Here is a 23714-nt window from a genome sequence, read left to right on the forward strand (position 1 = left end):
CCGTTTCTAAAAGACTTTCTAACTTATTTAGCCAATAGCACCGCTCCCCGCTGGGTACTGATGCCTCGCTCGGGGTAGTAGGTACTGCGATATTGCACTACCCATGCATAACTCTGCGGCGGATAGGTGCGGCCTTTGTAGGTTCCGTCCCAGGTTTCATTCCGATCAGTCGTGCGGAATATCATCTCGCCCCATCGATCATAGACCCGGAATTCGTAATCCTGATCCGAAATATGATTGGTAATGACTTGCAGGCGATCATTCTGCCCATCGCCATTGGGAGAGAAGGCATCCGGTACCAGAATCTGCGGGTCGCACAGGTCGATGACTTCAATGTTATGTGCTTCACTACAGCCGTCCTGCGTACTCACTTCCACGGTATAAACTCCGATTCGATTAACGGAAATCACCCGCGTCGTTTCGTTACCCGGCGTCCATAGATAGCGGAACTGGTCGTTAGGTCCACCGGTAAGCGTAATGGTCTGGTTATTGGGCTGACATAACGACGTTTTGGGAATCACGCTCACATTCGGTAAGGGTAACAGGTCTACCCGCACGGTATCCGATACTTCACAACTAATCGCATTCGTTCGCGGGATCGTGACCACTACCGAATAATTGCCTGCCTGGTCAACTGTAATCTGCTGCGTATTGGCTCCGGTATTCCACAGGTACGACGTACCGCCCGGCAGAGCATCCAGTTGAAGCGTATTTCCGGTACAGAGCTTCTGATCCGGCCCCAGGCTGTAGTTGGGCGGCGTTTCCAGGGTTACCTGAATAGTATCGGAGCTAAAACAATCGCCCACGAGCACGATCACTACATACTGTCCTGAAGAATCCACCCGAATGCTGGAAGCAGTGCTATCTACGGTTAGAATCCGGCCATTGCGTTGCCAGATGTACTGACTGTTGGGGAAATTGTTTTTGGAATCCAGTACGACACTTTTAGCACACACATTCAAATCCTGTCCCAGATTAGCAATGGGCGTTGGATTTACCGTTACCTGCTGACTCATCGTCGTGTCTTTACAGGCGTTGTATTGCCGTAGCGTAATCGTATAAGTCCCCGCTGCGGCGTAGGTATACTGACCTGATTGCTGCGTCGATTTTCCTTTTCCATCGCCAAAATCCCATTCGTATTTATCTTCGAGCGGGTCGCAAATGGGACTGGTACCAAACTCAATAGGTTCGCCAAAGCAGACATCTGCCACGTTGATACCCGGCCCCGAAGGTGGTTCAATGATACTTTGCACGAAGTTGGGTAAACCCAGCTGACTTAATTTTCCACCCAGATTGAAGCCGTCCAATTCAAACTCCACTTCCGTTGAATCGGCCCCGGGCGGCGTGATTACCCCGAGGTATTCGCTGCCTTTGATGGCCATGTAAATTTTGCCGTCGGGGGCATATTGCAGGGCCCCGAATTCTTTTTCGGAACGTGCTACCTCAATACGGGTCGAAGCGATGATGGTTGAATCCGTATTGCTGATGTCGTATTGATACAGAATGGATTCGGTACTATCATTTCCCCGCAGGGAAATATAGACCTGTTTGCCATCGGGCGAAAATTCAATACCGTACGCGGAAGGTGGAGCAGGACCAAGGTCCAGCGTAATCGGCGGTGGCGTAATCGCTCCCGTAGAATCATTGAAAGTATAGATTTCAGCGTAGTTGCGGTGCTTTTCACCCCCTGGAATGACTACGCCCATTTTGCCGCCCGAGCTGGCAAATTTGATTTGGCCTTCTCCCTGATACTTTGATTCATGCGGAATACCAATTTCAGGTGAATCCGCATCTTCCAGACCGCTCTTGGTCAGACGTTTTAAAATGAATTTACTATTGCCCACCCCGTGGGAGAGTACCCAATACGTGGAATCCTTCGGATTTTCGATGGAGGTTAGGCGTTCACTTACGTTACAATCTCCCGTCTGTATATTCTTGTCCAGAATCACCCCTTTTCCACCATTGCCCCGCATATCGACTCGCGTGTATTCCAGACATCGGGTTGAATCGTTTACATCCCGGGTGGTGAAGACATAGTAGATCGTCTCGCAACCTCGACAACTCGGCTGCGGCACAATCAGTGCTGCCTGGGTCGAATTAGGGCTACCGCTTAAACTCGTGGTATCGCTGGCATTTCGGGACGTCATCACATTACCATCCTTATCGTAAATTTTTCGTCCGTCAGTATAAAACAGCAGATTACCTTTCCGGTCCGAAATCGATGAACTTCCCTCGGGCGTATTAATCTTTCCGTCCGTAATGACTGTCGGTTGTCCGCCTTCGAAGCTAATCCCGGCGTTCGAGCCAAAGTACCATTTGGAAGCCTGCTGGTCAGCTTCCCCACAAATCTTGACGTTAATGCGGTCGGTTACCGTACAGCTATCGCCATTCATTACTTCTACGGAGTAACAGCCCTTGTCAGTCACCGTTATTGTCCGGGTCGTATCACCGGTAGGATACCATAAATACTTGACGGTCCCTTCGGCCGGGGGTGTACCCTGAAAAAATCGTGAATCGTAAGGATCGAGTACTAACTCGCTGCCTTTACAAATGGTCGTATCTTCTTTGCCCTGAAAAAATTCAAATGCGGGGGGAAGGGTAGAGATTTTGATGGTTGTATCCGTTGCGTAGTCGGCTCCGGAAGCTAGTTTACCACTTACGGAAACCCGGTACGAACCTGGCTGTAAATACAGGTGGGCGGGTTTGGCTTTCGTTGAGCTCTTCGCCTGCGGATCGGAAGTGTTGGGATCTTCGAAAGTCCACTGCCAGCTGGTAGCCGTTACGCCCGTTATTTCAAAGCGAGTAGAGTCCCCGCCGCAGCCCTGTTCGGGCTCGCACTTGCGACCGGTTACCCGAATCGACGGCCTGACCGTCTGAGCCTGGGCGACCAGAAAGCAGGTAATCCATAGAAGCACCGTAAAATATATCTTTCGAATCATACCCGATGTGGCTTTATTTACGTTTTAAACGACGTAGATCGGGAAAAGTCTTTGCGGTGGCGGTAGCAAGAGACGAATCACGAGATGAGTACGTTGAAATTTTCGACGTTGGTTTCTTAACCTCCGATGAAGAAGACACGCTCGGTGAGAGGTTGGTTCGAACGGCTACTTTTTCGTGGATCAATTCCCTGGAAATTAACGGAAACTTCTGCTACAAATTTTGTGAAGGTTTATGCAACTTGCTGAACTTTTGAAATTTTTTCGCTAGATCGGATTTTTTAGGAAACCGATTTCCCGCACGCTCCAACTTTCTACCGAACCTGAATGACCCCTTAATCTGAGTGAGTCTGGTTTTTGGTTGTACGCCATGATAAAACATCTCCTTATAGTCGCCGTTGTGCTGTTGAGTATACTGCAAACGCAGGCCCAGGATCCGCAGCTGTCGCAGTTCTACGCGGCTCCGCTGTATCTGAATCCGGCATTTGCGGGCTCGGCCCTAGCTCCGCGTGCTACCCTCAATTACCGTAATCAGTGGCCTGCCCTCAACGCCAACTACGTAACGACCATTGCCAGTGTGGATACATATCTGGACAAGATCAATTCCGGCGTAGGTCTGATGGTCATGAACGACGCTCAGTTTAGTAACCTGCGTACCCTGGATGTAGGCTTACAATACGCGTACCAGGCTCGCCTGAGTGAATTTGTACGGTTACGGGCGGGTATTCAGGCTTCGTACGTGAACCGGAGCGTCAATTATTACAACCTGGTTTTTAACTACGATCTGAATGGTACCGGCGGTGTTACGCCCATCTACAATGATCCCGTAGCCGATACGGGTCCCCGGATCAACTACCTGGATTTTTCGGGTGGTTTACTAACCTATTCCGATCAGTTCTGGGCGGGTATATCGGTTCACCATCTTAACCGTCCGAATCAGTCCTTCTCGGCTTCACCCGAGCGGTTACCCATGAAAATCAGTTTGCAGGGTGGCTTTAAAATTCCGCTGATGGGCTGGGAGCTGGGTAATGGACTCGGAGCCGACATGGGACGTGAACGCAGCCTTTCCCCCGCCATTTTGTACAAAAAACAGGGTAAATTCGATCAGCTGGATTTAGGGTTGTATATGACCTACGATCCGCTGACGCTGGGTGTCTGGTACCGGGGTATTCCCATCAAGCAGTATGATCGCGGCCTGAACAATCACGATGCCCTGGTCTTTCTGGTAGGTTACCGACAAGACAATTTTTCCATTGGCTACAGTTACGACGCCACCATTTCTACTCTCAGTATGGCTTCGGGTGGAGCTCACGAGTTGTCCATTTCGTATACGCTCGACGCCTTCTTCGATCCCAAACCCTATCCGCGTAAACGCAAGCGGGAACTGGCCTGTCCCAAGTTCTAACGATTCTCCTAAGTCGATGGTTTTCAGCACGGATCGCCCTACCTTGTACGGGTGAGTGAAGGAAACCTTTTTACCTACTTTTGCTGTTAAAAGGAAAGGTATTTTCTAGGGGTTTATCTCCCAGAAAACGCCTTTATACCATATCTCTGATTTTCCTCTTCTGGGAAACTTCCAACAGGAAGTCTCTTTCCAGCGGGTTTTCTTCTATTTTTGTGTGGCTTCGGCCCAAACCTTTTAAAAAGATTTCGCAACAATGGCTCAACAGTATGATTTGATCGTAGTAGGAAGTGGCCCTGGCGGTTATCCTACTGCCATACGTGCTTCCCAACTGGGCATGAAAGTCGCAATTGTAGAGAAAGAAAGCCTCGGAGGGATCTGCCTCAACTGGGGTTGTATTCCGACAAAAGCTCTTTTAAAGTCTGCTCAGGTTTTTGAATATATTAAACACGCCAAAGATTACGGCATTACGATTCAGGACGGATCTTACAACGCTGATTTCAGTGCTGTTATTAGCCGTTCACGGGGTGTTGCTACTTCCATGAGCAAAGGCGTAGCTTTCCTGATGAAGAAGAATAAAATCGACGTCATCATGGGTTACGGCAAAGTAAAAGCCAACAAAACGGTTGAAGTAACGGCCGCTGACGGAGCAAAAACGGACTATACGGCTACGAAAGGCGTGGTAATCGCTACGGGTGGCCGGGCTCGTGAATTGCCTAACATCAAAATTGACGGCGAAAAGGTAATTGAATACCGCAAGGCCATGTCCCTCGAAAAGCAACCTAAATCAATGCTGGTTATTGGTTCAGGGGCTATCGGTGTGGAGTTTGCTTACGTATACGCCAGCATGGGTACGAAAGTAACCATCGTAGAGTTTCTGCCGAGCGTTGTTCCCGTGGAGGACGAAGACGTATCGAAAGAACTGGCCAAGCAATACAAAAAACTTGGTATCGACATTTACACCAACTCTGCCGTTGAATCAGTGGATACGAGCGGTGAAGGTTGCAAAGTGAAAGTAAAAACGCCGGACGGAGAGAAATCCTTCGACGTAGACGTGGTACTTTCTGCAGCTGGTGTCGTAGCTAATATTGAAAACATTGGTCTGGAAGACGTAGGTATCGCTACGGATAAAGGTAAAATCACGGTTAATCAGTGGTATGAAACCAACGTTCCGGGTTTCTTCGCGATTGGCGACTGTGTACCCGGTCAGGCTTTGGCTCACGTAGCTACTGCTGAAGGCATCATCTGTGCCGAGCACATTGCCGGTCACCATACCGAAGCGTTGGACTATGGTAACATTCCGGGCTGTACCTACTGCTCACCCGAGATTGCTTCCGTTGGTTTAACCGAGAAGAAAGCCCGTGAACTGGGTTACGACGTGAAAGTGGGTAAATTCCCCTTCGCAGCTTCTGGTAAGGCAACCGCAGCGGGTGCCCGCGATGGTTTCGTAAAAGTTATTTACGATGCCAAATACGGCGAGTGGCTGGGTGCTCACATGATCGGTACCAACGTTACGGAAATGATCGCTGAAGTAGTAGCGGCTCGTAAACTTGAAACAACGGCTCACGAAATCCTGCGTACGGTTCACCCGCACCCGACGATGTCAGAAGCGGTGAAAGGTGCTACCGAAGCAGCCTACGGCGAAGCCATCGACTTATAAGATTGGTTTTGCATTCCATACTGAACTCCCTTTCAAAGCGATTTGGAAGGGAGTTTTTTGTTTCAGGTTTAAATTCACCCTTGATCCCCGCATTGCATACGGGGCTAATCCTATTGAACCCCTTCGGGGTTGGGTAATACGATACAACTGAGCATGCTAACCCCAAAGGGGTTCAATATGATTAGCCATGGGTTACACCCATGGTACAATCGGTAAGCTCTGAACTAACCACTCAAACTCCTCTTTTTTTCCAGGGTTTCCCGGAACTTTCAACGTCTACAATTTGTGATAATCAGGTGCTTGTGGGTAAAGATCCTCGGGTACCAACAGGAAGCTGGTATGTATTTATTAGCGTTTTCGAAAACTCTTCCTTATCAAGGAAAGTTGAATACTTGGTTTTTCTTTTGACGCGTGTATACGTCTAATTTAAACCGTATTCAAGAAGGTCTACAAGCCTTTTTTCAGGAGAAACTATAACAAAATACCAACATCCTGCGGTAAAAGGATTAAAATTTTGTGGATAACCGATATTTTTGAAAGCCCATTTTAAGTGCTTTCTGCCGGAGGAGTAATTAGCAAGGATAAAACCTGGCACGAACTTCTTTACTTGATTGATTACAAACTTGTTAGCATAACGGAAAGGCTCCGATTCATTCCATTGAAAGTAACCGTATTTCCCTATGAATACCAGTAAAAAATCTGTAAATAATGACCCTGACGTCGTATTGATTGGTGCCGGGATTATGAGTGCCACCCTGGGGATGATGCTCAAAGAATTGCAACCCGACCTGACGATTGAAATCTTTGAACGCCTGGATGTAGTGACTGCGGAGAGTTCCGATGCCTGGAACAACGCGGGTACGGGTCACTCGGCCTTCTGCGAATTGAACTATACGCCGCAAAAACCCGACGGCTCCGTTGAAATTAATAAAGCCATTAAAATTGCCGAGTCGTTTGAATTATCACGCGAATTCTGGGCGTATTTGGTGGAAAAAAATATTGTCACTTCACCGCAGGACTTCATTGTCAACACACCGCACATGAGCTTTGTATGGGGCAATGACAATGTGGATTACCTGAAGAAACGGTATCAGGCCCTGACGAAGAATCACCTCTTCAAAGGCATGCTCTACTCCGAAGATCCAGCGGAGATCGGCGAGTGGGCCCCGCTCATCACTGAAGGGCGTGACCCGAATGAAAAAATCGCCGCTACCCGAATGGACATTGGTACCGATGTCAATTTCGGTGAACTTACCCGCCGTATCTTTAACTATTTGAAGGGTTTGCCCGGCGTATCGCTTTCACTCAATCATGAAGTTCGGGATATTGATCGCCAACGCGACGGTCGCTGGAAAATTGAAGTAAAAAATCGTAAGGGCGGTAAAAAGCGTGACTTACTAACGCCTTTCGTATTCATCGGAGCGGGTGGCGGTTCGCTGCATCTACTCGAAAAATCAGGAATCAAGGAGGGAAAAGGCTTCGGTGGATTCCCCGTAAGCGGTCAGTGGCTGGTTTGTACGGATCCGGCTATCATCGAACGTCACCAGGCTAAAGTATACGGCAAAGCAGCCGTAGGTTCGCCTCCGATGTCGGTGCCTCACCTGGATACGCGGGTAATTGATGGGAAGAAAGCACTGCTTTTCGGACCTTACGCCGGTTTCTCGACGAAGTTTTTGAAAAACGGGTCGTACCTCGATTTACCCAAATCAATCAAGCTGAATAACATTGGTCCTATGATGGCGGCAGGTATTCAGAATATTCCGCTGACCAAATATCTGATTGATCAGGTACGTCAGTCACCGGAAGATCGTCTGAACGCTCTCAAAGATTATATGCCCTCGGCCCGTCTGGAAGACTGGAAACTCGAAGTGGCTGGTCAACGGGTACAGGTGATCAAAAAAGACCCCAAGAAAGGCGGAATTCTGGAATTCGGCACGGAGGTCGTTAGTGCCGCTGATGGCTCCATTGCGGCCCTTTTGGGAGCTTCTCCGGGGGCTTCTACTTCCGTAGCCATTATGCTCGACTTGCTCAAGCGTTGTTTTGCGGAAAAATCAAACTCCGAAGCTTGGCAGAACAAGCTACAGGAAATGATTCCTTCTTACGGAAAATCACTAGCTAAAGATGCAGCTCTATTGGAAAAATCCCGCGATCGGACGGCTCGTGCTTTGGGATTAAATGGGGTAGAAGTATAGAAAGACGCTTCTAATGCAGTACATATACCAGGCTGTCAGCGAGAAGCTGACAGCTTTTTTATTGCACCCAGGAGAGGGGCCTAACAAACAAAAAGCCCGCTTGGAGCGGGCTTCTCGTAAAGTGGTACCGAAGGCGGGACTCGAACCCGCATGTCCGTAAAGACACACGCCCCTGAAACGTGCGTGTCTACCAATTCCACCACTTCGGTATCTTTGGCTTTGGGATTGCAAAAGTAGCACAAAGAGGTCCCCTCGTCAAGGTTTTGCTTACTTTTTTTGAAAATTTATTTTTGAGAATCCCGTTCAATCCTCTGTATAAGCTAGTTGTAATGTTTATTTTTGTTCATCCATGGAAGCAAACGAGCGAACTTTCCTATCCGCAAGCACGGTTTTTGTCACAAGCTTAATCTTATTCTTTAACGATTGAACGGTATACCCACAATGAAATCCCCTTTCTACCGCTACGCTTGGGTCGCAGTGGTGCTGGTTTGTCTGACATCAACCCTTATTCCTGATGAGCTTGGTAGTGTATTTAGTCGAATTAACACGGAAGTAGAAACCCGTTCTCAAGCGTACGAAAAACTAGGTGAGGCGACTCGCCTGATTGGACATCGTCTTACGGGTAGTTCCAACGGGCAAAAAGCGGAAACTTATGCGTACGATCTGCTCAGAAGTTACGGCTTTCGTGACGTATCGTACCAGCCTTTTGATCTCGAAGCCTGGAGTCGTGATACCGTAACCCTGGCCATTGCCCCCCGCAAAAGCGACAATTTTCAGGACATTCCCGTCGTAGCTCTGGCTCATTCACCCCTGGAGGCGAATGTAAGTGCGGATCTGGTTGACGTTGGCAATGGTCTGGAAGCCGATTTTGAAGCTCAGAAAGCCCGCATCTCGGGTCGGGTGGTACTGGCTAACCTTGGATTACTGGGAGCTGCTCCAGGAACGAAAAATCTGCACCGCTCGGAAAAAACGGCTCTGGCCAGCCGGTATGGGGCCGCGGGCATTGTAATGGTAAACACGGTTCCGGGAAATGTACTGCTAACGGGTACTGCTTCCGTAACCGGTTCGCTGATTACCATTCCTGCTGTTTGTATTTCACTGGAAAGCGGACAACGAATTCGGGAATGGATGGCGGAAGAAAAGCTTATGGCTCTGGTTGATATGCGAAACAACAGCCGGAAAGTACAGGCCCGAAACATTGTCGCGACGCTCAAGGGAAGAAGTAAAGATAAAATTGTGATCGGAGCCCACCTCGACAGCTGGGATCTGGCTACGGGAGCTATTGACAACGGCCTGGGATCGTTTGCGATTATGGACATTGCCCGTACGCTGAAAAAACTCAACCTGAAGCCTCGTCGAACGATTGAATTCGTCTTATTTATGGGTGAAGAACAGGGATTACTGGGTTCAAAAGCGTACGTGAAAGCTGCCAAACAGGCCAACACGCTGGACCGTATTCAGTACATGATTAATCTGGATATGACCAATCAGCCTTCCGGAATGAATATTTCTGGCTGGGATGCCATGGAAGCTTTTTGTAACCAGGTTGGCAGTCAGATTCAGGCTGTAGAGCCCAATTACAAAAATGAAATCATGAACCGGGCCGGTTTGCATTCCGATCATCAGCCCTTTATGCTGGAAGGTATTCCCACGCTAACACCGCTGGGTCATTTACCGCCAACGGTAGGTCGTACGTACCATACCAATCTGGATACGTTTGATAAAGTGGATAAAGAAGGCTTGCGGAATACGGTTCGCTACACGGCCATGATGTTGTACGCCCTGGCGAATGCTCCCGAACTTCCGACTCGTAAACTCACTTCCGAACAAACGAAAGCGTTTCTGGAAAAACAGGGTTTGAAGGACGAACTTATGCTCGGCAAAGAATGGCGTTGGTAAGCAATACAAAACCCGGAGCAAAGACTCCGGGCTTGTTCGCCTTAACACCAAATAAAAAGTCAACAGGAGCCGGTTTATGCCGGCTCTTTTTTATTCAAAAGCTCATCCCCATTCGCATCGAAAAGCGATTATAAGCATAGTCGTAATATACTCCTTCGCCGTAGCCGTTTTCAATACCGCTGGATAACAACTGACGTTTGTACCCTACACTCCAGCTCAAACTCGAACCGCCTCCGGTAGCAAAGCGTAAGCCCAGAGCCGGATTCAGGTGAAGACCGCCTCGCTTGTACGAAAGCGTATTGTTTTTGATCAGCCCGGTCATGCCTTTTCCCACGTCGAGTGCATAAAAAGGCGTTACTTTTTGATTTTTCAGGAAATCGCCCCGTAAGCCGAGCGATAGCGGCACAATCATTTGCGTTCGATACGCGTCAACGCCCACGGTAAGTCCTACGGCCAAAGCGGGAATAAATCGGTATCCGTTAAAAGTCAGTGCTGAAAAACTGGCCTTGCTTATGGCCGGCTGGTTGTTGAACGCTACCCGACCCAGCAATATACCCATCTCCGTATGGTTCGTATACCCTCGGCGTTGGTTCACCTGAGCATACACGGAGCTACTCAGCAGGATAAAGAATAGAATTTGCTTCATAAGGGTAGGTAGTAAAGGACAGAGGCCTGAAAGGATTCCATACGACCCCGTTGCTTTCCGGTCATGTTGGGACTAACCACGTTTAACAAACCAGTCTGGTACCGAATTTCCAAGCCCACCTGCTGACCAAACCATTCGCCCTGCGTACCCAGGCCCAGAAGGCCGCCAAAATCCGTCTGTCGGTAGGTTTCATTCCGGTTATACACGTATTCGTAAAATGTAGGCAGACTGGACCTCCAGGGTTCGTCAATTCTTCCTTTTTCCAAAGCCTTTAATTGATACGCTATTTGTAGTCCTGCGAATCCATACAGCCGCCAGCGGGAACTCAGGGGCTGATTGTATTCGGCCATTAGGGGTAGGCTGATGAGATCCCGCATGAAACGGATCGGTGGGCCGTAGGCGATCTGTTTCGTTGGCGTATTCCGCAATTGATCAATTCTTCCTCCGGCTTGTTCGTAATTCAGCTCCGTACGAAAGGCCCAGTGCGTACTCAACCGATGCCGCCAGCCCAGGCCGCCCGTAAATCCGGATTTAAACCTATTCCCTAAAAAGTTGCTTGCACGGGTCATTTGAGCAGGCCAAATACCGGGGTAATTTATTTCATTACTCGTCCAGAGTTGCGTTTTTGAAGAAGCACTTTCTCCCGTAAAGTGCGATCGGCTCAATCCGCCGCGTAGGTACAACTGATTCGTCTGCCCCTGAGCAAACCCAGTAGTTAGCAGTACTAGCCACACTAAATGTTTCATAAGGCTAATTAGAGGTCTTTACGTCGTACGGGAATTTTGCTTAACAGCCTGGGATTGTTTCGATTACTGTAATCGTACTGATAGAAACCATCCTTTCCAATCAGCATCAGCACTTTGGTATTGAGCGGAATCACATCGTACGCATCCATGCCCTTGAAGTGGTTGAGCAATTTTTTATCCAGTTGTAAAGGATCGCTCACATCATAGCTTTTCAGGCCGTACTTGCCTTCGCAAACGAACAGGGTTGGGTGATCCACGCCCAGCCCGTAAGGCTCCTGCATGGGAAAGCTTTTCAGTAGTTTCGGGCTATACATGTTCGAGACGTCGATCACATCCAGTTGGTTATTCTGGGCCGGTCCACACGTCGCACTGCCCTGTTGAGCCCGTAGAGTCACAAAAGCATACGTATCGTGTACTACCACCGGATCGCAGGCTCGTACGTGGCTTAGCGTAGATACGCGAACGGGATTATTCGGATCGGCATTGGAAAGAATGTGCATACCCGTCGTAGAACCTACGTACAGGCGGTCTTTATACGGATAAATGGTTTCAATGCCCCAGCCTAGCGTAACGACATTGCCTTTTTGCGGATTTTTAGGTTGCGTAATGTCGAAAAGCTGCATATTCTGGTTCGTAACGGCGTACAGAATATTATTCACAATGGCAAAACGAGCCATCGAGCCACCCGTACCGCTTCCCTGACCTCCTCCGGAACTTTTACTATCGGAATACATGGAAGACGAAGCGAAATTCATCCAGCCGCCCCAACCCCCTGGATTCGTTGTATTGCCTTCGCAGTCCGTTTCCGTCACCTGAGTGATGAGGTTAGGGGTGTAATCGATAATCGTCGTAGCCTCCTGCTGGCTATTTCCCCAATTCACTGCGTTTGTAGACCAGCTAATTCCTTCTACCATACCGCTCTGAAAAGCATTCGTAATCCGTTGCAATTGAAGCGGTTGCCGGGGGTTGGAAATATCAAAAACCAGGAAATCCGTATAACTATCGGCGTACAGCGTATTCCCTTTCACTGCCATATCGGCATTACCCAAAATACGAATAAAGGATACATTGACGGGGTTGGCCGGGTCCGTATTGTCAATGATGTGAATTCCCTTTTTTACTTCATTGATGAAGAGGAAGTTATCCTTGGCGTAAATTTTGCCAGGATTTTCTAAACCCGTAGCTTCCTGAATGGCTACCCCATTCTGGCGTAATTCACTCAAAGAAACCTGAAACGGGGAAAGCTGGCGGTATACACGGGTTTGCTGGCACTGGTCTTCACAGGAACTGAGTCCAAACGTAGCCAGAATGAATACGAGTAGAGGCTTTTTCATCGAGTGATCGTAGGATATAAGGTGAATGAAGGGTAAAAGACGCGACGATCTGGGTTGCTCCAGCAGGAACAGCCGATTACTACTTCTTTGTTGATGATTTCCGGTTTACCTTACCTACCTGTCAATCAGTCCTTTACTGTATATGGCAGGCATTGCCCATCGATGCAGTCTACCGTTACCGGAGTTACCTGTACGCAATCCGAGATTTTGCCTTCCCGGGTATTGACTTCCTTTTCTAACTGATTATAGCTCTGTACTTTCTCTTCCAGTCTGGCCACGTCGGCGGTTTTCAGGGAATACACCAGATATTTCCAGGGGCCACCGCAGGGTTTGCTACCAAAGGCAATACTACCGCACACTCGCTCGCTCTGACAGGCTTTGTCCTGAATGAAGGCCAGAATCTCCTGCTCCATTCCGCGAAGTCGCTCGCTGTCATCCCGGTAAATTTTCTCTTTTTCACAGGATACTAAAACCAGCAAGAGCCCTCCCAGAGCGAGTATGCGTTTCATAAACATTCATTTTAAAAATTGGCTTTTACAGGAAAGGTGTGGTAAAGACCCTCTTGAAGACCAGAAAGTTGGAAAGGCAAAAAAGTTTTTTCAAAAAAGTTTACTTAAAAAACGTTAAGGCTCCGGCTTTTCATGAGTACGCACAAAAAAAGAGCAGCTTAAGGCTGCTCTTTGAAAGAATATATGGAAAGCGAAGCTAGGCTAGCTCGGCAATTACCGTTTGACCAGACACGGGCTTATCACCCAGTTTAACCAGAATTTTGGCGTCCAGGGGGAGAAAAATATCCACCCGGCTCCCAAACTTGATGAAGCCAAATTCTTCGCCTTGTGTGACCGCGTCGCCTTCTTTCACGTACCAGCAAATGCGGCGGGCCAGAGCTCCGGCAATTTGACGAAACATGACTTCCACGCCGGATTCATGCCGTACCACGATGGTTGTACGTTCGTTTTCCGTAGAGGATTTCGGATGCCAGGCTACCAGATATTTGCCGGGATGATACTTGAAAAAGGATACAATACCCGAAAGCGGGCTGCGGTTTACGTGTACATTGACCGGCGACATGAAAATGCTAACCTGCCGACGAGGACCATTGAAGTACTCCGTTTCAACCGTTTCCTCAATCACTACCACTTTTCCGTCCGCTGGAGCGATGATATGCTTGGAATCCTGAACCGTTTTGCGGCGAGGATTTCTGAAAAACTGGAGAACGATCAGGTAAATGATGATACTCACCACAATCACCACCTGACGGGTCAGGGTCTGGGTAGGAAATAGGTAGGCAATCGTAGCATTAATGGCCAACAAGATGGCCAGAGCCAGGGACAACGTAGCAATACCTTCTCGGTGGATGGTCATAAGGCTAAATCTTGAGAAACTTTGACTGTCCGGGCTTTCGTACGCCCTTTAACAGCGAATCAGCTTTTTTTCTTAGGTGTACCCGAGCCAAAGCGGCTCGGTTGGGGCCGCAAGGTACGAAAAATAGCACGATTCCTTAGTGTACGGTAATCAGATAATGAACCGTACGGGCAGGCTTTTGCGTAGGATCGGGAGGAACGTAGGTGAGGATCCACAGGGTAGTTCCTTTTCGTAAGCCCTTGACCGTATAGATCTGTTCACCGCCAGCACCGGGGCGAGGCGGCTTATTGGCCTGATACTTACTGGTAATCTTCACTATGCTTGAGTCGCTCAACGCGTAGGTCCATTGATGGCCCATCTCAGGATTACTTCCCAGACGAATTTCACGGCTGTTTCCTACCCCCAACGTCAATCTACCCGGACCCTGAGCCCAGGCTCCTACACTCAGGAGCAGTAAGGCTCCCATCAGGCTCCATTGTTTCATCAGCTATAGCGGTCGTTACGCCAGGGATAAGCCGTATTGGAATACCCCCGCTCTTCCCAAAAACCTAATTTATTCTGCGGTAAAAACTGAATCCGTTTGATCCATTTCGATCCTTTCCAGGCGTACAGCTGGGGCGTAATCATCCGGACCGGACCGCCATGTTCGAGGGCGAGCGGTTCGTCGTATACGGTATGTGCCAGCAATACGTCGGGTTTCAGGGCTTCCTCCAACGAAACGTTCGTGGTGTAGGTGTCGTAGCCGTAGCACAACAGATGCGTAGCCGTTTCCCTGGGTTGTACCAGAGCCGCCAAATCCATGAGCCGAACGCCTTTCCAGACCATGTCCAGCTTCGACCAGGTCGTTACGCAGTGAAAATCGGAGGTATCTTCCGTTTGTGGCAACGCCATGAAATCATCCCATTTCAGTACGACGGGATGTTCCACTTCACCGTCGATGGTCAATCGCCAGCGATCCAGTGAAATATCGGGGTGGTAACCTAAATCCAGTACGGGCCACTTTTGCGTAATGGTTTGTCCAACAGGGACTTGCGGCATTCCGTGGCGATTCGTCGGGCCCTTTCCCTGCGGCCGTTCGTCAGCGATGGACGGTGTATTGTTCATGCGTTCTTCGAACCGGGTTTTAAGCTTCATCCGGGCTTCGATGATACGCTCCAGTTTTTCGTCGGGTGACTGTTCCATGGCAATTGAGCTTCTTCTACTTCAAATGTATTAAATACCAAGTAAAAAGCCCATTCCTAAGGAACGGGCTTTCACAGCATTCTACTAATTTCTTATCGATTAGATTAGACTAAAGTCAAAACCGCCAGTTCGCGTACGGCCCGGGCAATTCCTTCGGGATCAAAACCACATTCCCGGTGCAATTCAAGCTGCTCGCCGTGTTCAACGATGCGATCCGGAATACCCAGTCGTTTTACTTTAGCCGTATACCCATGTTCAGTCATAAATTCCACTACGGCTGAACCCATACCTCCCATCAGACAGCCATCTTCTACCGTAATGACTTTATCAAACTTCTGGAACACTTCGTGTAACAGAGCTTCGTCTAACGGCTTCACAAAACGCAGATCGTAATGAGCGGGGGTCAATCCCTCTTTTTCGAGCAGTTGGCAGGCATTAGGTACGTAATTACCAATCGGCCCGATGGTCAGAATCGCAACTTCTTCGCCATCCTGTACCTTACGACCTTTACCGATTTCGATCAGTTCGAAGGGCGTACGCCAGTCGGGCATCACACCTTCGCCCCGGGGATACCGGATTGTGATGGATTGAGTACCGGATTGTACGCTGTCACTTTGAGCGGTATACATCAGGTTCCGTAGCTCCTGTTCGTTCATCGGAGAGGCTACGATCATATTGGGAATGCAACGCATAAAAGCGATGTCGTACGCTCCGTGGTGCGTCGGTCCGTCGGCTCCGGCAAAACCAGCCCGGTCCAGACAGAAAACGACGGGTAACTCCTGAATACAAACGTCGTGTACGACCTGATCGTAGGCCCGTTGCATGAAGGTACTGTAGATGTTACAGAATACCGTTAGGCCCTGCGTGGCCATACCCGCTGAAAACGTAACCGCATGCTGTTCCGCAATGCCCACATCGAACGCCCGTTCCGGCATGGCCTTCATCATGATATTCATGGAAGAACCACTCGGCATGGCGGGGGTTACGCCTACGATTTTAGCATTCTGTTCCGCCAGTTCCACCAAAGTATTACCAAAGACTTCCTGATATTTCGGTGGTTGAGGTTTCTCGTATACTTTCTTGAAAATCTCTCCGGTAATCTTGTCGAATTTTCCGGGAGCGTGCCACTTGGTCTGATCCTTCTCCGCCGGACCGTATCCTTTGCCCTTGACAGTTACGCAGTGCAGAATTTTGGGCCCCGGAATGGCTTTCAGGTCCGAGAAGATTTCGGTCAGATGATCGACATCATGCCCGTCTACGGGACCAAAATACCGCAAATTCAGCGATTCAAACAGATTACTCTGATGCAGTAGCGTCGCTTTAAGACCATTTTCGATTTTCGAAACGATCTCCTGGGCTGTCCGTCCGAAGTTACTCATTTTACCGAGCAGGTTCCAGACTTCATCTTTGACCCGATTGTAGGTATGAGACGTAGTAATATCAGTCAGATAATCCTTTAAAGCTCCTACATTCGGATCGATACTCATGCAATTGTCATTAAGAACAATCAGCAAATTTGTATCCTTCAGCGAACCTGCGTGGTTCATGGCCTCGAAGGCCATACCTCCCGTCAGGGCTCCATCACCAATAATGGCTACATGCTGCTGTTGGGTATTGCCGTTGTGCAAGGCTCCTACCGACATGCCCAAGGCCGCTGAAATCGACGTAGAAGAGTGTCCCACACCAAAGGCATCATAGGGGCTTTCCTTGCGTTTGGGAAAACCCGAAAGCCCCCCGTAGAAACGGTTGGTATGAAAGCGATTGCGGCGACCGGTAAGAATTTTATGGCCGTAAGCCTGGTGCCCCACGTCAAAAACAATCTGATCTTCGGGCGTATGCAGGGCGTAGTGCAGGGCTACCGTGAGCTCTACGACTCCTAAGCTAGCTCCAAAGTGTCCGCCGTAGACGGAGACATTATCAACAATGAATTGACGTAACTCCTGGCAGACCTGAACCAACTGCGATTTATCCAACTTCCGCAATTCCTCAGGGGTGTCAATTTGAGCTAGCAAAGGACCAGGCGTAATAAGCATTGCATAAGGGGATTCAGGAACTGAATGAGTTACTCGTTAGCACTCGCTCATTCCATGATTCATAGATGAACTGTGAGTCTTAAACCCTTGAAAGTCACGAAATGTTTCGTAGGCTAACGTGGGTTTTGGTAAAAACGAGGACAAAGGTACGGTAAAAACCGGTTAGGTACCGTATAATCCTTCGTATCCCGCATTGAAAAACCCCTCGGTAGGCGAGGGGTGCTTCCTTTAATTCTTCTGACTGGCTTTGTAAAGCTTCTGCTTTTCTTCCCGCGTAAGACTTTCGTAGCCGGATTTCGAAATCTTGTCCAGAATCGCGTCTATTTCTTCATCGCCGGGATAATCCTCCGTAGTGGTGCTATACGTTGTGAAGCTCGTCCGCGTTTGTGATCGGTACTTGACCTGCATCGTGGGGCGAGGTTCGCGGGCAAACAGGCGTTTGAAAAAATCCAGTACGGCTTCGACAGGCTGGCCCAGATCAATGCCCCGACGTAGCATTCGGATGTACAAATAACCAAATAAAGCTCCGCTCAGGTGAGCAATGTTTCCGCCCGCATTCGTACCCGGAATCTGGGCAAACGAAACAATGACGCAGAAAGCTGCAATGTATTTGATCCGAACGGGACCAATAATCAATACGTGAAAGGTATAGTTTGGTAACAGTGTGGCCGCTCCGAGCATTACGGCGTATACCGCTCCCGAAGCTCCAATGTTCAGTTCTTCCAGATTGGCCTGAAAATAAGGAACTACATTGTATAAGGTCAGATAGATCAAGCCACCAAAAATGCCGCCCAGCAGGTAAATACTCACCAGCCGACGGCTTCCCAGATACTCCTGCACCAGTTGACCAAACCAGAAGAGAAACAGCATATTGAATAAAATATGCAGTACCTGCTGATGGACGAAGCAGTACGTCAGTAGGGTCCAGGGTTTATAGAGAATGTGGCCTAGATTAGGTTTCATCGCTATCTGGTCGAGAATCATCCCGTAGATACCCGGTTTTCCGGCCAGACTAAAGCTTACCTGAATTACTAACAAAACCAAGAATACAAAAACGTTGATCAGAATCAACTGAATCAACCCATTGTCTCTTCTGGAAAAAGCCTCCTTGATATCGTCGACAAAGCCGCTCATAGCTAAAAAATAGCGTTAATAGTTCCCATGGTTACCCTATACTTAGTTATGAAAGCTAACGCATACGGCTCCTGTAAATCTTGAAAAAAATAATGCCTGATCAATAGAAATTTTTCCGTTGCCCGGCCCAGTACCGAATTAAAATAAAAGCAAAAAGCATTCCGCCGATGTGAGCAAAGTGTGCCACGTTATCGCCGGGAGTGCGGTGTAAACCAGAGTATAACTCAAATATTCCATATAAAGCTACAAAATATTTAGCCTTGATTGGAAAGGGAATGAATAACAAAAACAACGTAGTATTTGGGAACAACATCCCAAAGGCCATTAGTAATCCGAAAATAGCTCCGGAAGCCCCCACCATTGGAGCATTTAACGCTAAGCTCACGTACTGCTTCGTCAAATAAATACACTGATTTTGGTACAGAGCTACGTCCGGATTTTCCAGGTACCGTCGTACTTCAGGTATTGAATTGAGCTGAGGAGCGTAATCGTTCACAAAACCTACGAAGTTTGTGGGATCGGGGTCTTGAATGAACAACAGAGCCGCTTCTTTCAACTGGCTTATCTCATAGTAGTTGATTCCCGAATACAGTAGGCCTGCTCCAATTCCCGTAAACAGATAAAAAAAGGTAAATCGTTTGGTACCCCACAATTGCTCCAGTCCTGGACCAAACATAATCAGGGCGAACATATTACTGAAAATATGCCCTAGATTGCCATGCAGGAACATGTGCGAAACCATCTGAATCGGATTGAAAAGCGGAGAACTGAAATTGTGCAGTCCCAGCAATTCATCCAGATTGGGTACTAACAGGTTCTGAGCAGCAAATACCGCTACATTAAGAATCAGGATAATTCGTACGGCCGGTGTAAGATTAAACATAGGATGTATGCGTACGCTTGTAGATAAATCGGACTTCGGCAAAAGTGCACAAAAAACCGTTCTCCTTCAGCAATTATTCGTTTAACTTCCTTCCGCCAGGTACCAGGAGATTTTTCTGAAAGTACTGACAAAATTCCGTCAGCGGGCATTCCAGGCACTTGGGCGAACGGGCTACGCAAACGTATCGCCCGTGCAAAATCAGCCAGTGATGAGCCCTCGGGACCAGCTCCTTGGCAATGTACTTCATCAGCTCTTTTTCAACGGCTAAAGGCGTCGTAGCCGTTTTGCTAACCAACCCTATCCGGTGCGATACCCGAAACACGTGGGTGTCGACCGCCATGGTTGGCTGGTTATAAATAACCGAGGCAATCACATTTGCTGTCTTCCGACCCACGCCCGGCATTTTCTGTAAATCTTCAATCCGGACGGGCACTTCCGCTCCAAACTCTTCGACCAGTATCCTTGCCATTCCAACCAAATGTTTGGCCTTATTGTTTGGATACGAAATGGATCGAATGTACGTAAAGACCTCATCGGCCGAAGCCAGAGCCAGCAATTCGGGCGTTGGAAACTGCTCGAACAGAGCAGGCGTCACCAAATTGACGCGTTTGTCGGTACACTGGGCTGACAAGATTACGGATACGAGCAGCTCGTAAGGATTTCGGTAATTCAGCTCGGTTTCGGGCTGGGGAAAATGTTCGGTAAAGTACGCCAGTACACCAGCGTAACGTTCTTTCTTGGTCATAAGCAAAAAAACCCCGACTCCCGAAGAGAGAGGGGGTACGCGAAGATAATAAAAAACCAATCCCGCTGAATCAGTACGATTGCTGACGGGATTGGTTCTTCTGGCGACTCACTCGCGAGTATTCCAGAATAGTATCAGTAACGCGGGTGGATGGCTGCAGCTCTACTTTATTTAAGCCGGCTTTCAGATCCATGATATCCAGATAGAAGAGCAGTAACTCATGGTCGTGCATGAGCAGTTCTTCGATCTGCTGGTTTTCTTCCGTGCTGGTTTCTTCGTATGCGTACCGAAGAATGTCATTTTGTGTAAAGGTTTGTATCATACGTCCGAACGTGTTTACTCATCATTTTCCGTAAGTTAATGAGAGCATAACGCATACGGCCTAAGGCGGTGTTAATACTAACGCCCGTGGCGTCAGCAATTTCCTGAAAACTCATGTCTTCGTAATGCCGCATCACCAGCACTTCACGTTGCGGCTCGGGAAGCCGCGTAATGAGTTCTTTCAGGTGTTCATACGTTTCTTTTCGAATCGTGGCCGACTCGATTGAATCGTCCGCAAATTCCAGCGTATTGAACACATTGCTGCCGTCCTCGAACACCACTTCAGGGTAGCGTTTCTCCCGGCGGAAGTAATCAATAGCGAGGTTATGGGCGATTCGGACGATCCAGGGAAGAAATTTACCTTCTTCGTTGTATTTACCCGATTGCAGCGTATCCACAGCCTTAATAAAGGTATCCTGTGTCAGATCTTCTGCAACGAATGAATCCTTAACGATGAGGTAAATAGTCGTGTAAACCTTCGATTTATAGCGATTGACTAAATGCTCAAAGGCACGCTCATTTCCACGGATGTACAGCGAAACCAGCTCACTGTCGCTAAATTGGACTTTTGCCATTTACTTTCCAGTTTAGTTAACGTAAAGCTGTGCTTCATGTAGTATCTCCTATCCGTGTTTTTTTTATTGTAGCATTCAAAATTAATCTCTTCCAGCAAAATACCAAAAACGTTAAGCCGTGCCGGAGCCCTTCTGACGCGGTTTTAACAGATTTTAACAATACTTTCAAAAAATAGAGCTGAAAACCCCTCCTTCACCAAATCTAATTTGGAAGATAAGCCTTAAATCTTTGTATTATTTTTTTGTGAAGAATCACAAAAATAGTACAATAAATCCATTATTTAGACTTTTACCCATTTTTAGCGGGTAAAAACTTTAATTTTTTCCGGATGGTGGGTGGTAACGCATTTTGCTCGACAACCAGTATACCCACCAGAAAGCCTACCACTAACAGGCCATGCACCAGGGCAGAAACGAAGAGATTAGAGAACGTATATAAGGAAGAGAGTCCAATTAATAATCCACCTGCCCCGATATACCCCACGGCTGAAGCGACGTGATACGGAATGGGATAATATTTGTCGCCCAACACATAACAGGTTACCATCATCACCAGGCAGGAAAGAGCAAAAGCAATCGCACAACCTAAATAGCCAAGCCAGGGAATCAGCACAAAGTTCGCAACCAGGGTAACCGCCGCTCCAATGAACGTTAGTAGGGTACCGTATTGCGTTTTATCCGAAAGTTTGAACCAGACCGTTAAGTTGTAGTACACGCCCAGAAACAGGTTCGCCAGCAATAAAACGGGTACGACGGGCAAACCTTCCCAGTATTCTTTCCGCCGCAGGAACAAATGAGCCACCAGATCCAGATTCAGCGAAACAACTACCCAGATTACTACCGAGACGATCACAAACCATTTCATGACATCCGCAAATACACTCGGAGCATTTTTATCTTCCGCTTTGGAAAAAAAGAAGGGTTCAGCCGCGTAACGGAATGACTGAATCACCAGACTCATAAAAATGGAAAGCTTGTATACATTGCCGTAAATTCCTAAAGCTTCCTTCGAAGTGCGACCCGGATAGAATCCTGAGGGCAACCAGCGTTCGAGCACCAGTCGGTCAAAAAGCTGATTGAAATTACCCGCCAGGCCCAGAATAAGGATAGGGTACGCGTAGATCCACATGGGCTTGAAGGCATTCCAGTCCCAGCGAAATCGAAAATCCCGAAGCTCTCCCCATAACATGGGAATCGTGGCCAGATTGGCAATAAGATTCGCGAAAACGATATAACCTACCCCTAACGCAGGATTGTAATTAAACAACCAGGTGCCTTTCAGAAAAGGCAGAAAATTACCTTCGTGAATGTTTCGACAAAACCAGAGAAAATAGAAATTCAGCCCCACGTTGAGGACGATATTGGAAACGCGAATGGCGACGAACTTCCGGGGACGTTTTTCGAGTCGGATCCGGGCGTAGGGGATGGCGACCAGAGCATCGATGACCATAATAATGGCTAGCCAGGAAACCAGCTGCCCCCGGCCCGGATACCCAAATTCATTGGCAATGGATGAAGAAAGCAGAATGATCATCCCCGAGCCAATGCAGCTGATCGTCAGAATGGCCGTAATCGACAGGTTGTAGAATTCCTGAAAACGATCCTTCTCCCGGGAAGCAAAACGGAAAAAGGTAGTCTCCATCCCGAAAACGTAAATGACATTGAGTAAGGCCACCCAAAGAAAGTACGTTACCTGTTCAGCCAAAGGTCCGGGACCAAATACAGCCGTGTGCAGAGGTACCAGCAGATAGCCAATCACCCGACCCAGAATACTGCTGACACCATACAGAGCCGTGTCACTGGCTAGTTTCTTCAAAACACCCATACAAGTCTTTCCGTACCTGGCAGAATATTCTCGTGTACGTTCCGCAAAGGTAGGCAAGGCAAGAGCCAAATTCCCAAATCCCTAGCTAATGAGGACCAGAGAATCGTACTTTTGATAAAACGTTCACGTATGAAATTTCTTTACCTGGTGAGTGGACTGCTGCTGACGTCGGCTTTTCAGTCGCTGTGTGCTCAGGTCGTAGTCGGCTATTATCCCTTTAACAGTGTATTGACGGTCAGTAGTAATCCCCGTCATCGGATCTGGGGGGAAGCTCGTTTTCAGACAAATTCCATTTTTTCTTCCCTCAACACCGAGCTGGCTCCAATGGTAACGTTTGTTCGTAAGCCCCAGCATTTGTTTTATGCCGGTGTAGGGGCAAATATGGGAATTGTAGGCAAGCTGGTCGATTCCAAAACGCGGTTGGTGCAGGGTTATTTTCTCAGCGTTGGTACGCGGGTTACGCCACTGGTTAAAGTCCCGCAGCTGGGTATCTCCTTTGAGCTGACGCCGTATTCACGTCAGGATTTCAAAACGGGTAATTTCCGTAGCTGGCTGGGGGTAACCTGGCAACTACGGAAAACAGAACCCGTAGTTACGGAATAACACAAAAAAGGAGGAGCGTCCTGCTCCTCCTTTTTTGTAAAATGCACCTGAGAAAATTGCGTTCCCCGTTACTGCTTGGCCGCCATTTGATCTGCCTGCGGGAAATACATTAACGCTTTTTTATACAAGGCATCGTTCGCATTCAGAACCTGATACAATTCATTCCGCAGCCCCGCCGTACTCGAACGCTTTTCCCAGATATAACTCGCTACCAAAGCTTTCACCTGATCCTG

The 23714-nt window shown here is 48.2% G+C and carries 21 protein-coding genes and 1 tRNA gene; 5 read left to right on the forward strand and 17 right to left on the reverse strand.

Translation table 11 applies throughout. The annotated features are described in order from the left end of the window. Positions 1–23: 23 nt before the first annotated feature. Positions 24–2939 (reverse strand): PKD domain-containing protein, encoded by a 2916-nt coding sequence (locus BWI93_RS15970; RefSeq protein ID WP_094813043.1) that lies wholly within the window; start codon positions 2937–2939, stop codon positions 24–26. A gap of 367 nt (positions 2940–3306) precedes the next feature. On the opposite strand from BWI93_RS15970, the gene BWI93_RS15980 reads away from it, so the two are divergent. The 3 genes from BWI93_RS15980 to BWI93_RS15990 all read left to right on the forward strand — a co-directional run bounded on the left by BWI93_RS15980 (position 3307) and on the right by BWI93_RS15990 (position 8190). Beyond that, positions 3307–4341 (forward strand): type IX secretion system membrane protein PorP/SprF, encoded by a 1035-nt coding sequence (locus BWI93_RS15980; protein ID WP_094813047.1) that lies wholly within the window; start codon positions 3307–3309, stop codon positions 4339–4341. A gap of 253 nt (positions 4342–4594) precedes the next feature. Beyond that, positions 4595–5998 (forward strand): dihydrolipoyl dehydrogenase, encoded by a 1404-nt coding sequence (gene lpdA, locus BWI93_RS15985; protein WP_094813049.1) that lies wholly within the window; start codon positions 4595–4597, stop codon positions 5996–5998. A 680-nt stretch (positions 5999–6678) separates the two neighbouring features. Then, the gene (locus BWI93_RS15990; RefSeq protein WP_094813051.1) at positions 6679–8190 is read left to right on the forward strand and encodes a malate:quinone oxidoreductase; all 1512 of its coding nucleotides are present in this window, start codon (positions 6679–6681) and stop codon (positions 8188–8190) included. Positions 8191–8312: 122 nt separating this feature from the next. Here BWI93_RS15990 and BWI93_RS15995 read toward each other — a convergent pair. Next, positions 8313–8399 (reverse strand) — tRNA-Leu (locus BWI93_RS15995). 232 nt (positions 8400–8631) lie between these two features. Here BWI93_RS15995 and BWI93_RS16000 point away from each other — a divergent pair. Beyond that, on the forward strand, positions 8632–10089 hold the full coding sequence (locus tag BWI93_RS16000) for a M20/M25/M40 family metallo-hydrolase (protein ID WP_094813054.1): 1458 nt from the start codon (positions 8632–8634) through the stop codon (positions 10087–10089). Between the two features lie 94 nt (positions 10090–10183). Here the strand turns inward: BWI93_RS16000 and BWI93_RS16005 are convergent, their stop codons facing one another. From BWI93_RS16005 to BWI93_RS16070, 14 genes are all read right to left on the reverse strand, one after another. Then, positions 10184–10735: a hypothetical protein gene (locus BWI93_RS16005; RefSeq protein ID WP_094813056.1), complete on the reverse strand. Its 552-nt coding sequence runs from the start codon at positions 10733–10735 to the stop codon at positions 10184–10186. Continuing rightward, a complete protein-coding gene (locus BWI93_RS16010; RefSeq protein ID WP_094813058.1) occupies positions 10732–11481 on the reverse strand; it encodes a porin family protein in 750 nt (249 codons plus the stop codon). The genes BWI93_RS16005 and BWI93_RS16010 overlap by 4 nt, the downstream gene beginning before the upstream one ends. A gap of 8 nt (positions 11482–11489) precedes the next feature. Then, positions 11490–12815: an LVIVD repeat-containing protein gene (locus BWI93_RS16015; RefSeq protein ID WP_094813060.1), complete on the reverse strand. Its 1326-nt coding sequence runs from the start codon at positions 12813–12815 to the stop codon at positions 11490–11492. 125 nt (positions 12816–12940) lie between these two features. Next, positions 12941–13324, reverse strand: coding sequence for a hypothetical protein (locus BWI93_RS16020; RefSeq protein ID WP_094813063.1), 384 nt, complete (start codon positions 13322–13324; stop codon positions 12941–12943). Positions 13325–13520: 196 nt separating this feature from the next. Then, a complete protein-coding gene (locus BWI93_RS16025) occupies positions 13521–14180 on the reverse strand; it encodes a phosphatidylserine decarboxylase family protein (RefSeq protein WP_094813065.1) in 660 nt (219 codons plus the stop codon). A 136-nt stretch (positions 14181–14316) separates the two neighbouring features. Next, entirely contained in the window at positions 14317–14664 is a 348-nt protein-coding gene (locus BWI93_RS16030) for a protease inhibitor I42 family protein (RefSeq protein WP_094813067.1), read from the reverse strand. Further along, entirely contained in the window at positions 14664–15362 is a 699-nt protein-coding gene (locus tag BWI93_RS16035) for a molybdopterin-dependent oxidoreductase (RefSeq protein ID WP_094813069.1), read from the reverse strand. The genes BWI93_RS16030 and BWI93_RS16035 overlap by 1 nt, the downstream gene beginning before the upstream one ends. Positions 15363–15466: 104 nt before the next feature. Further along, positions 15467–17395: a 1-deoxy-D-xylulose-5-phosphate synthase gene (dxs, locus tag BWI93_RS16040; protein ID WP_094813071.1), complete on the reverse strand. Its 1929-nt coding sequence runs from the start codon at positions 17393–17395 to the stop codon at positions 15467–15469. A 228-nt stretch (positions 17396–17623) separates the two neighbouring features. Then, positions 17624–18529 carry a rhomboid family intramembrane serine protease gene (locus BWI93_RS16045; RefSeq protein WP_094813073.1) on the reverse strand — a complete coding sequence of 302 codons (906 nt, stop codon included), beginning with the start codon at positions 18527–18529 and terminating at the stop codon, positions 17624–17626. Between the two features lie 100 nt (positions 18530–18629). After that, positions 18630–19412 carry a rhomboid family intramembrane serine protease gene (locus BWI93_RS16050; RefSeq protein WP_094813075.1) on the reverse strand — a complete coding sequence of 261 codons (783 nt, stop codon included), beginning with the start codon at positions 19410–19412 and terminating at the stop codon, positions 18630–18632. A gap of 73 nt (positions 19413–19485) precedes the next feature. Next, positions 19486–20157, reverse strand: coding sequence for an endonuclease III (gene nth, locus BWI93_RS16055; RefSeq protein ID WP_094813077.1), 672 nt, complete (start codon positions 20155–20157; stop codon positions 19486–19488). 70 nt (positions 20158–20227) lie between these two features. Next, complete coding sequence (locus BWI93_RS16060) at positions 20228–20479, reverse strand: hypothetical protein (protein WP_094813079.1); 252 nt, start codon at positions 20477–20479, stop codon at positions 20228–20230. After that, on the reverse strand, positions 20454–21053 hold the full coding sequence (locus BWI93_RS16065; RefSeq protein ID WP_094813081.1) for an RNA polymerase sigma factor: 600 nt from the start codon (positions 21051–21053) through the stop codon (positions 20454–20456). Before BWI93_RS16065 ends, BWI93_RS16060 begins: the two co-directional genes overlap by 26 nt. Before the next feature lie 289 nt (positions 21054–21342). After that, positions 21343–22878, reverse strand: coding sequence for a lipopolysaccharide biosynthesis protein (locus BWI93_RS16070; protein ID WP_094813083.1), 1536 nt, complete (start codon positions 22876–22878; stop codon positions 21343–21345). Positions 22879–23007: 129 nt separating this feature from the next. Here BWI93_RS16070 and BWI93_RS16075 point away from each other — a divergent pair, with 129 nt between their 5' ends. Next, on the forward strand, positions 23008–23481 hold the full coding sequence (locus BWI93_RS16075; protein WP_094813085.1) for a hypothetical protein: 474 nt from the start codon (positions 23008–23010) through the stop codon (positions 23479–23481). Between the two features lie 68 nt (positions 23482–23549). Here BWI93_RS16075 and BWI93_RS29650 read toward each other — a convergent pair whose 3' ends face one another. Next, positions 23550–23705 carry a hypothetical protein gene (locus BWI93_RS29650; protein WP_369679171.1) on the reverse strand — a complete coding sequence of 52 codons (156 nt, stop codon included), beginning with the start codon at positions 23703–23705 and terminating at the stop codon, positions 23550–23552. Between the last annotated feature and the right edge of the window lie 9 nt (positions 23706–23714).

The sequence above is a fragment of the Siphonobacter sp. BAB-5385 genome (assembly GCF_002261125.1).
Classification (GTDB): Bacteria; Bacteroidota; Bacteroidia; order Cytophagales; family Spirosomataceae; genus Siphonobacter.

Bases quoted from the DNA above. Each gene is read 5' to 3' on its own strand.
- BWI93_RS15970 (WP_094813043.1), bottom strand. From the start codon at position 2,939: ATGATTCGAAAGATATATTTTACGGTGCTTCTATGGATTACCTGCTTT.
- BWI93_RS15980 (WP_094813047.1), top strand. From the start codon at position 3,307: ATGATAAAACATCTCCTTATAGTCGCCGTTGTGCTGTTGAGTATACTG.
- lpdA (WP_094813049.1), top strand. From the start codon at position 4,595: ATGGCTCAACAGTATGATTTGATCGTAGTAGGAAGTGGCCCTGGCGGT.
- BWI93_RS15990 (WP_094813051.1), top strand. From the start codon at position 6,679: ATGAATACCAGTAAAAAATCTGTAAATAATGACCCTGACGTCGTATTG.
- BWI93_RS16000 (WP_094813054.1), top strand. From the start codon at position 8,632: ATGAAATCCCCTTTCTACCGCTACGCTTGGGTCGCAGTGGTGCTGGTT.
- BWI93_RS16005 (WP_094813056.1), bottom strand. From the start codon at position 10,735: ATGAAGCAAATTCTATTCTTTATCCTGCTGAGTAGCTCCGTGTATGCT.
- BWI93_RS16010 (WP_094813058.1), bottom strand. From the start codon at position 11,481: ATGAAACATTTAGTGTGGCTAGTACTGCTAACTACTGGGTTTGCTCAG.
- BWI93_RS16015 (WP_094813060.1), bottom strand. From the start codon at position 12,815: ATGAAAAAGCCTCTACTCGTATTCATTCTGGCTACGTTTGGACTCAGT.
- BWI93_RS16020 (WP_094813063.1), bottom strand. From the start codon at position 13,324: ATGAAACGCATACTCGCTCTGGGAGGGCTCTTGCTGGTTTTAGTATCC.
- BWI93_RS16025 (WP_094813065.1), bottom strand. From the start codon at position 14,180: ATGACCATCCACCGAGAAGGTATTGCTACGTTGTCCCTGGCTCTGGCC.
- BWI93_RS16030 (WP_094813067.1), bottom strand. From the start codon at position 14,664: ATGAAACAATGGAGCCTGATGGGAGCCTTACTGCTCCTGAGTGTAGGA.
- BWI93_RS16035 (WP_094813069.1), bottom strand. From the start codon at position 15,362: ATGGAACAGTCACCCGACGAAAAACTGGAGCGTATCATCGAAGCCCGG.
- dxs (WP_094813071.1), bottom strand. From the start codon at position 17,395: ATGCTTATTACGCCTGGTCCTTTGCTAGCTCAAATTGACACCCCTGAG.
- BWI93_RS16045 (WP_094813073.1), bottom strand. From the start codon at position 18,529: ATGAGCGGCTTTGTCGACGATATCAAGGAGGCTTTTTCCAGAAGAGAC.
- BWI93_RS16050 (WP_094813075.1), bottom strand. From the start codon at position 19,412: ATGTTTAATCTTACACCGGCCGTACGAATTATCCTGATTCTTAATGTA.
- nth (WP_094813077.1), bottom strand. From the start codon at position 20,157: ATGACCAAGAAAGAACGTTACGCTGGTGTACTGGCGTACTTTACCGAA.
- BWI93_RS16060 (WP_094813079.1), bottom strand. From the start codon at position 20,479: ATGATACAAACCTTTACACAAAATGACATTCTTCGGTACGCATACGAA.
- BWI93_RS16065 (WP_094813081.1), bottom strand. From the start codon at position 21,053: ATGGCAAAAGTCCAATTTAGCGACAGTGAGCTGGTTTCGCTGTACATC.
- BWI93_RS16070 (WP_094813083.1), bottom strand. From the start codon at position 22,878: ATGGGTGTTTTGAAGAAACTAGCCAGTGACACGGCTCTGTATGGTGTC.
- BWI93_RS16075 (WP_094813085.1), top strand. From the start codon at position 23,008: ATGAAATTTCTTTACCTGGTGAGTGGACTGCTGCTGACGTCGGCTTTT.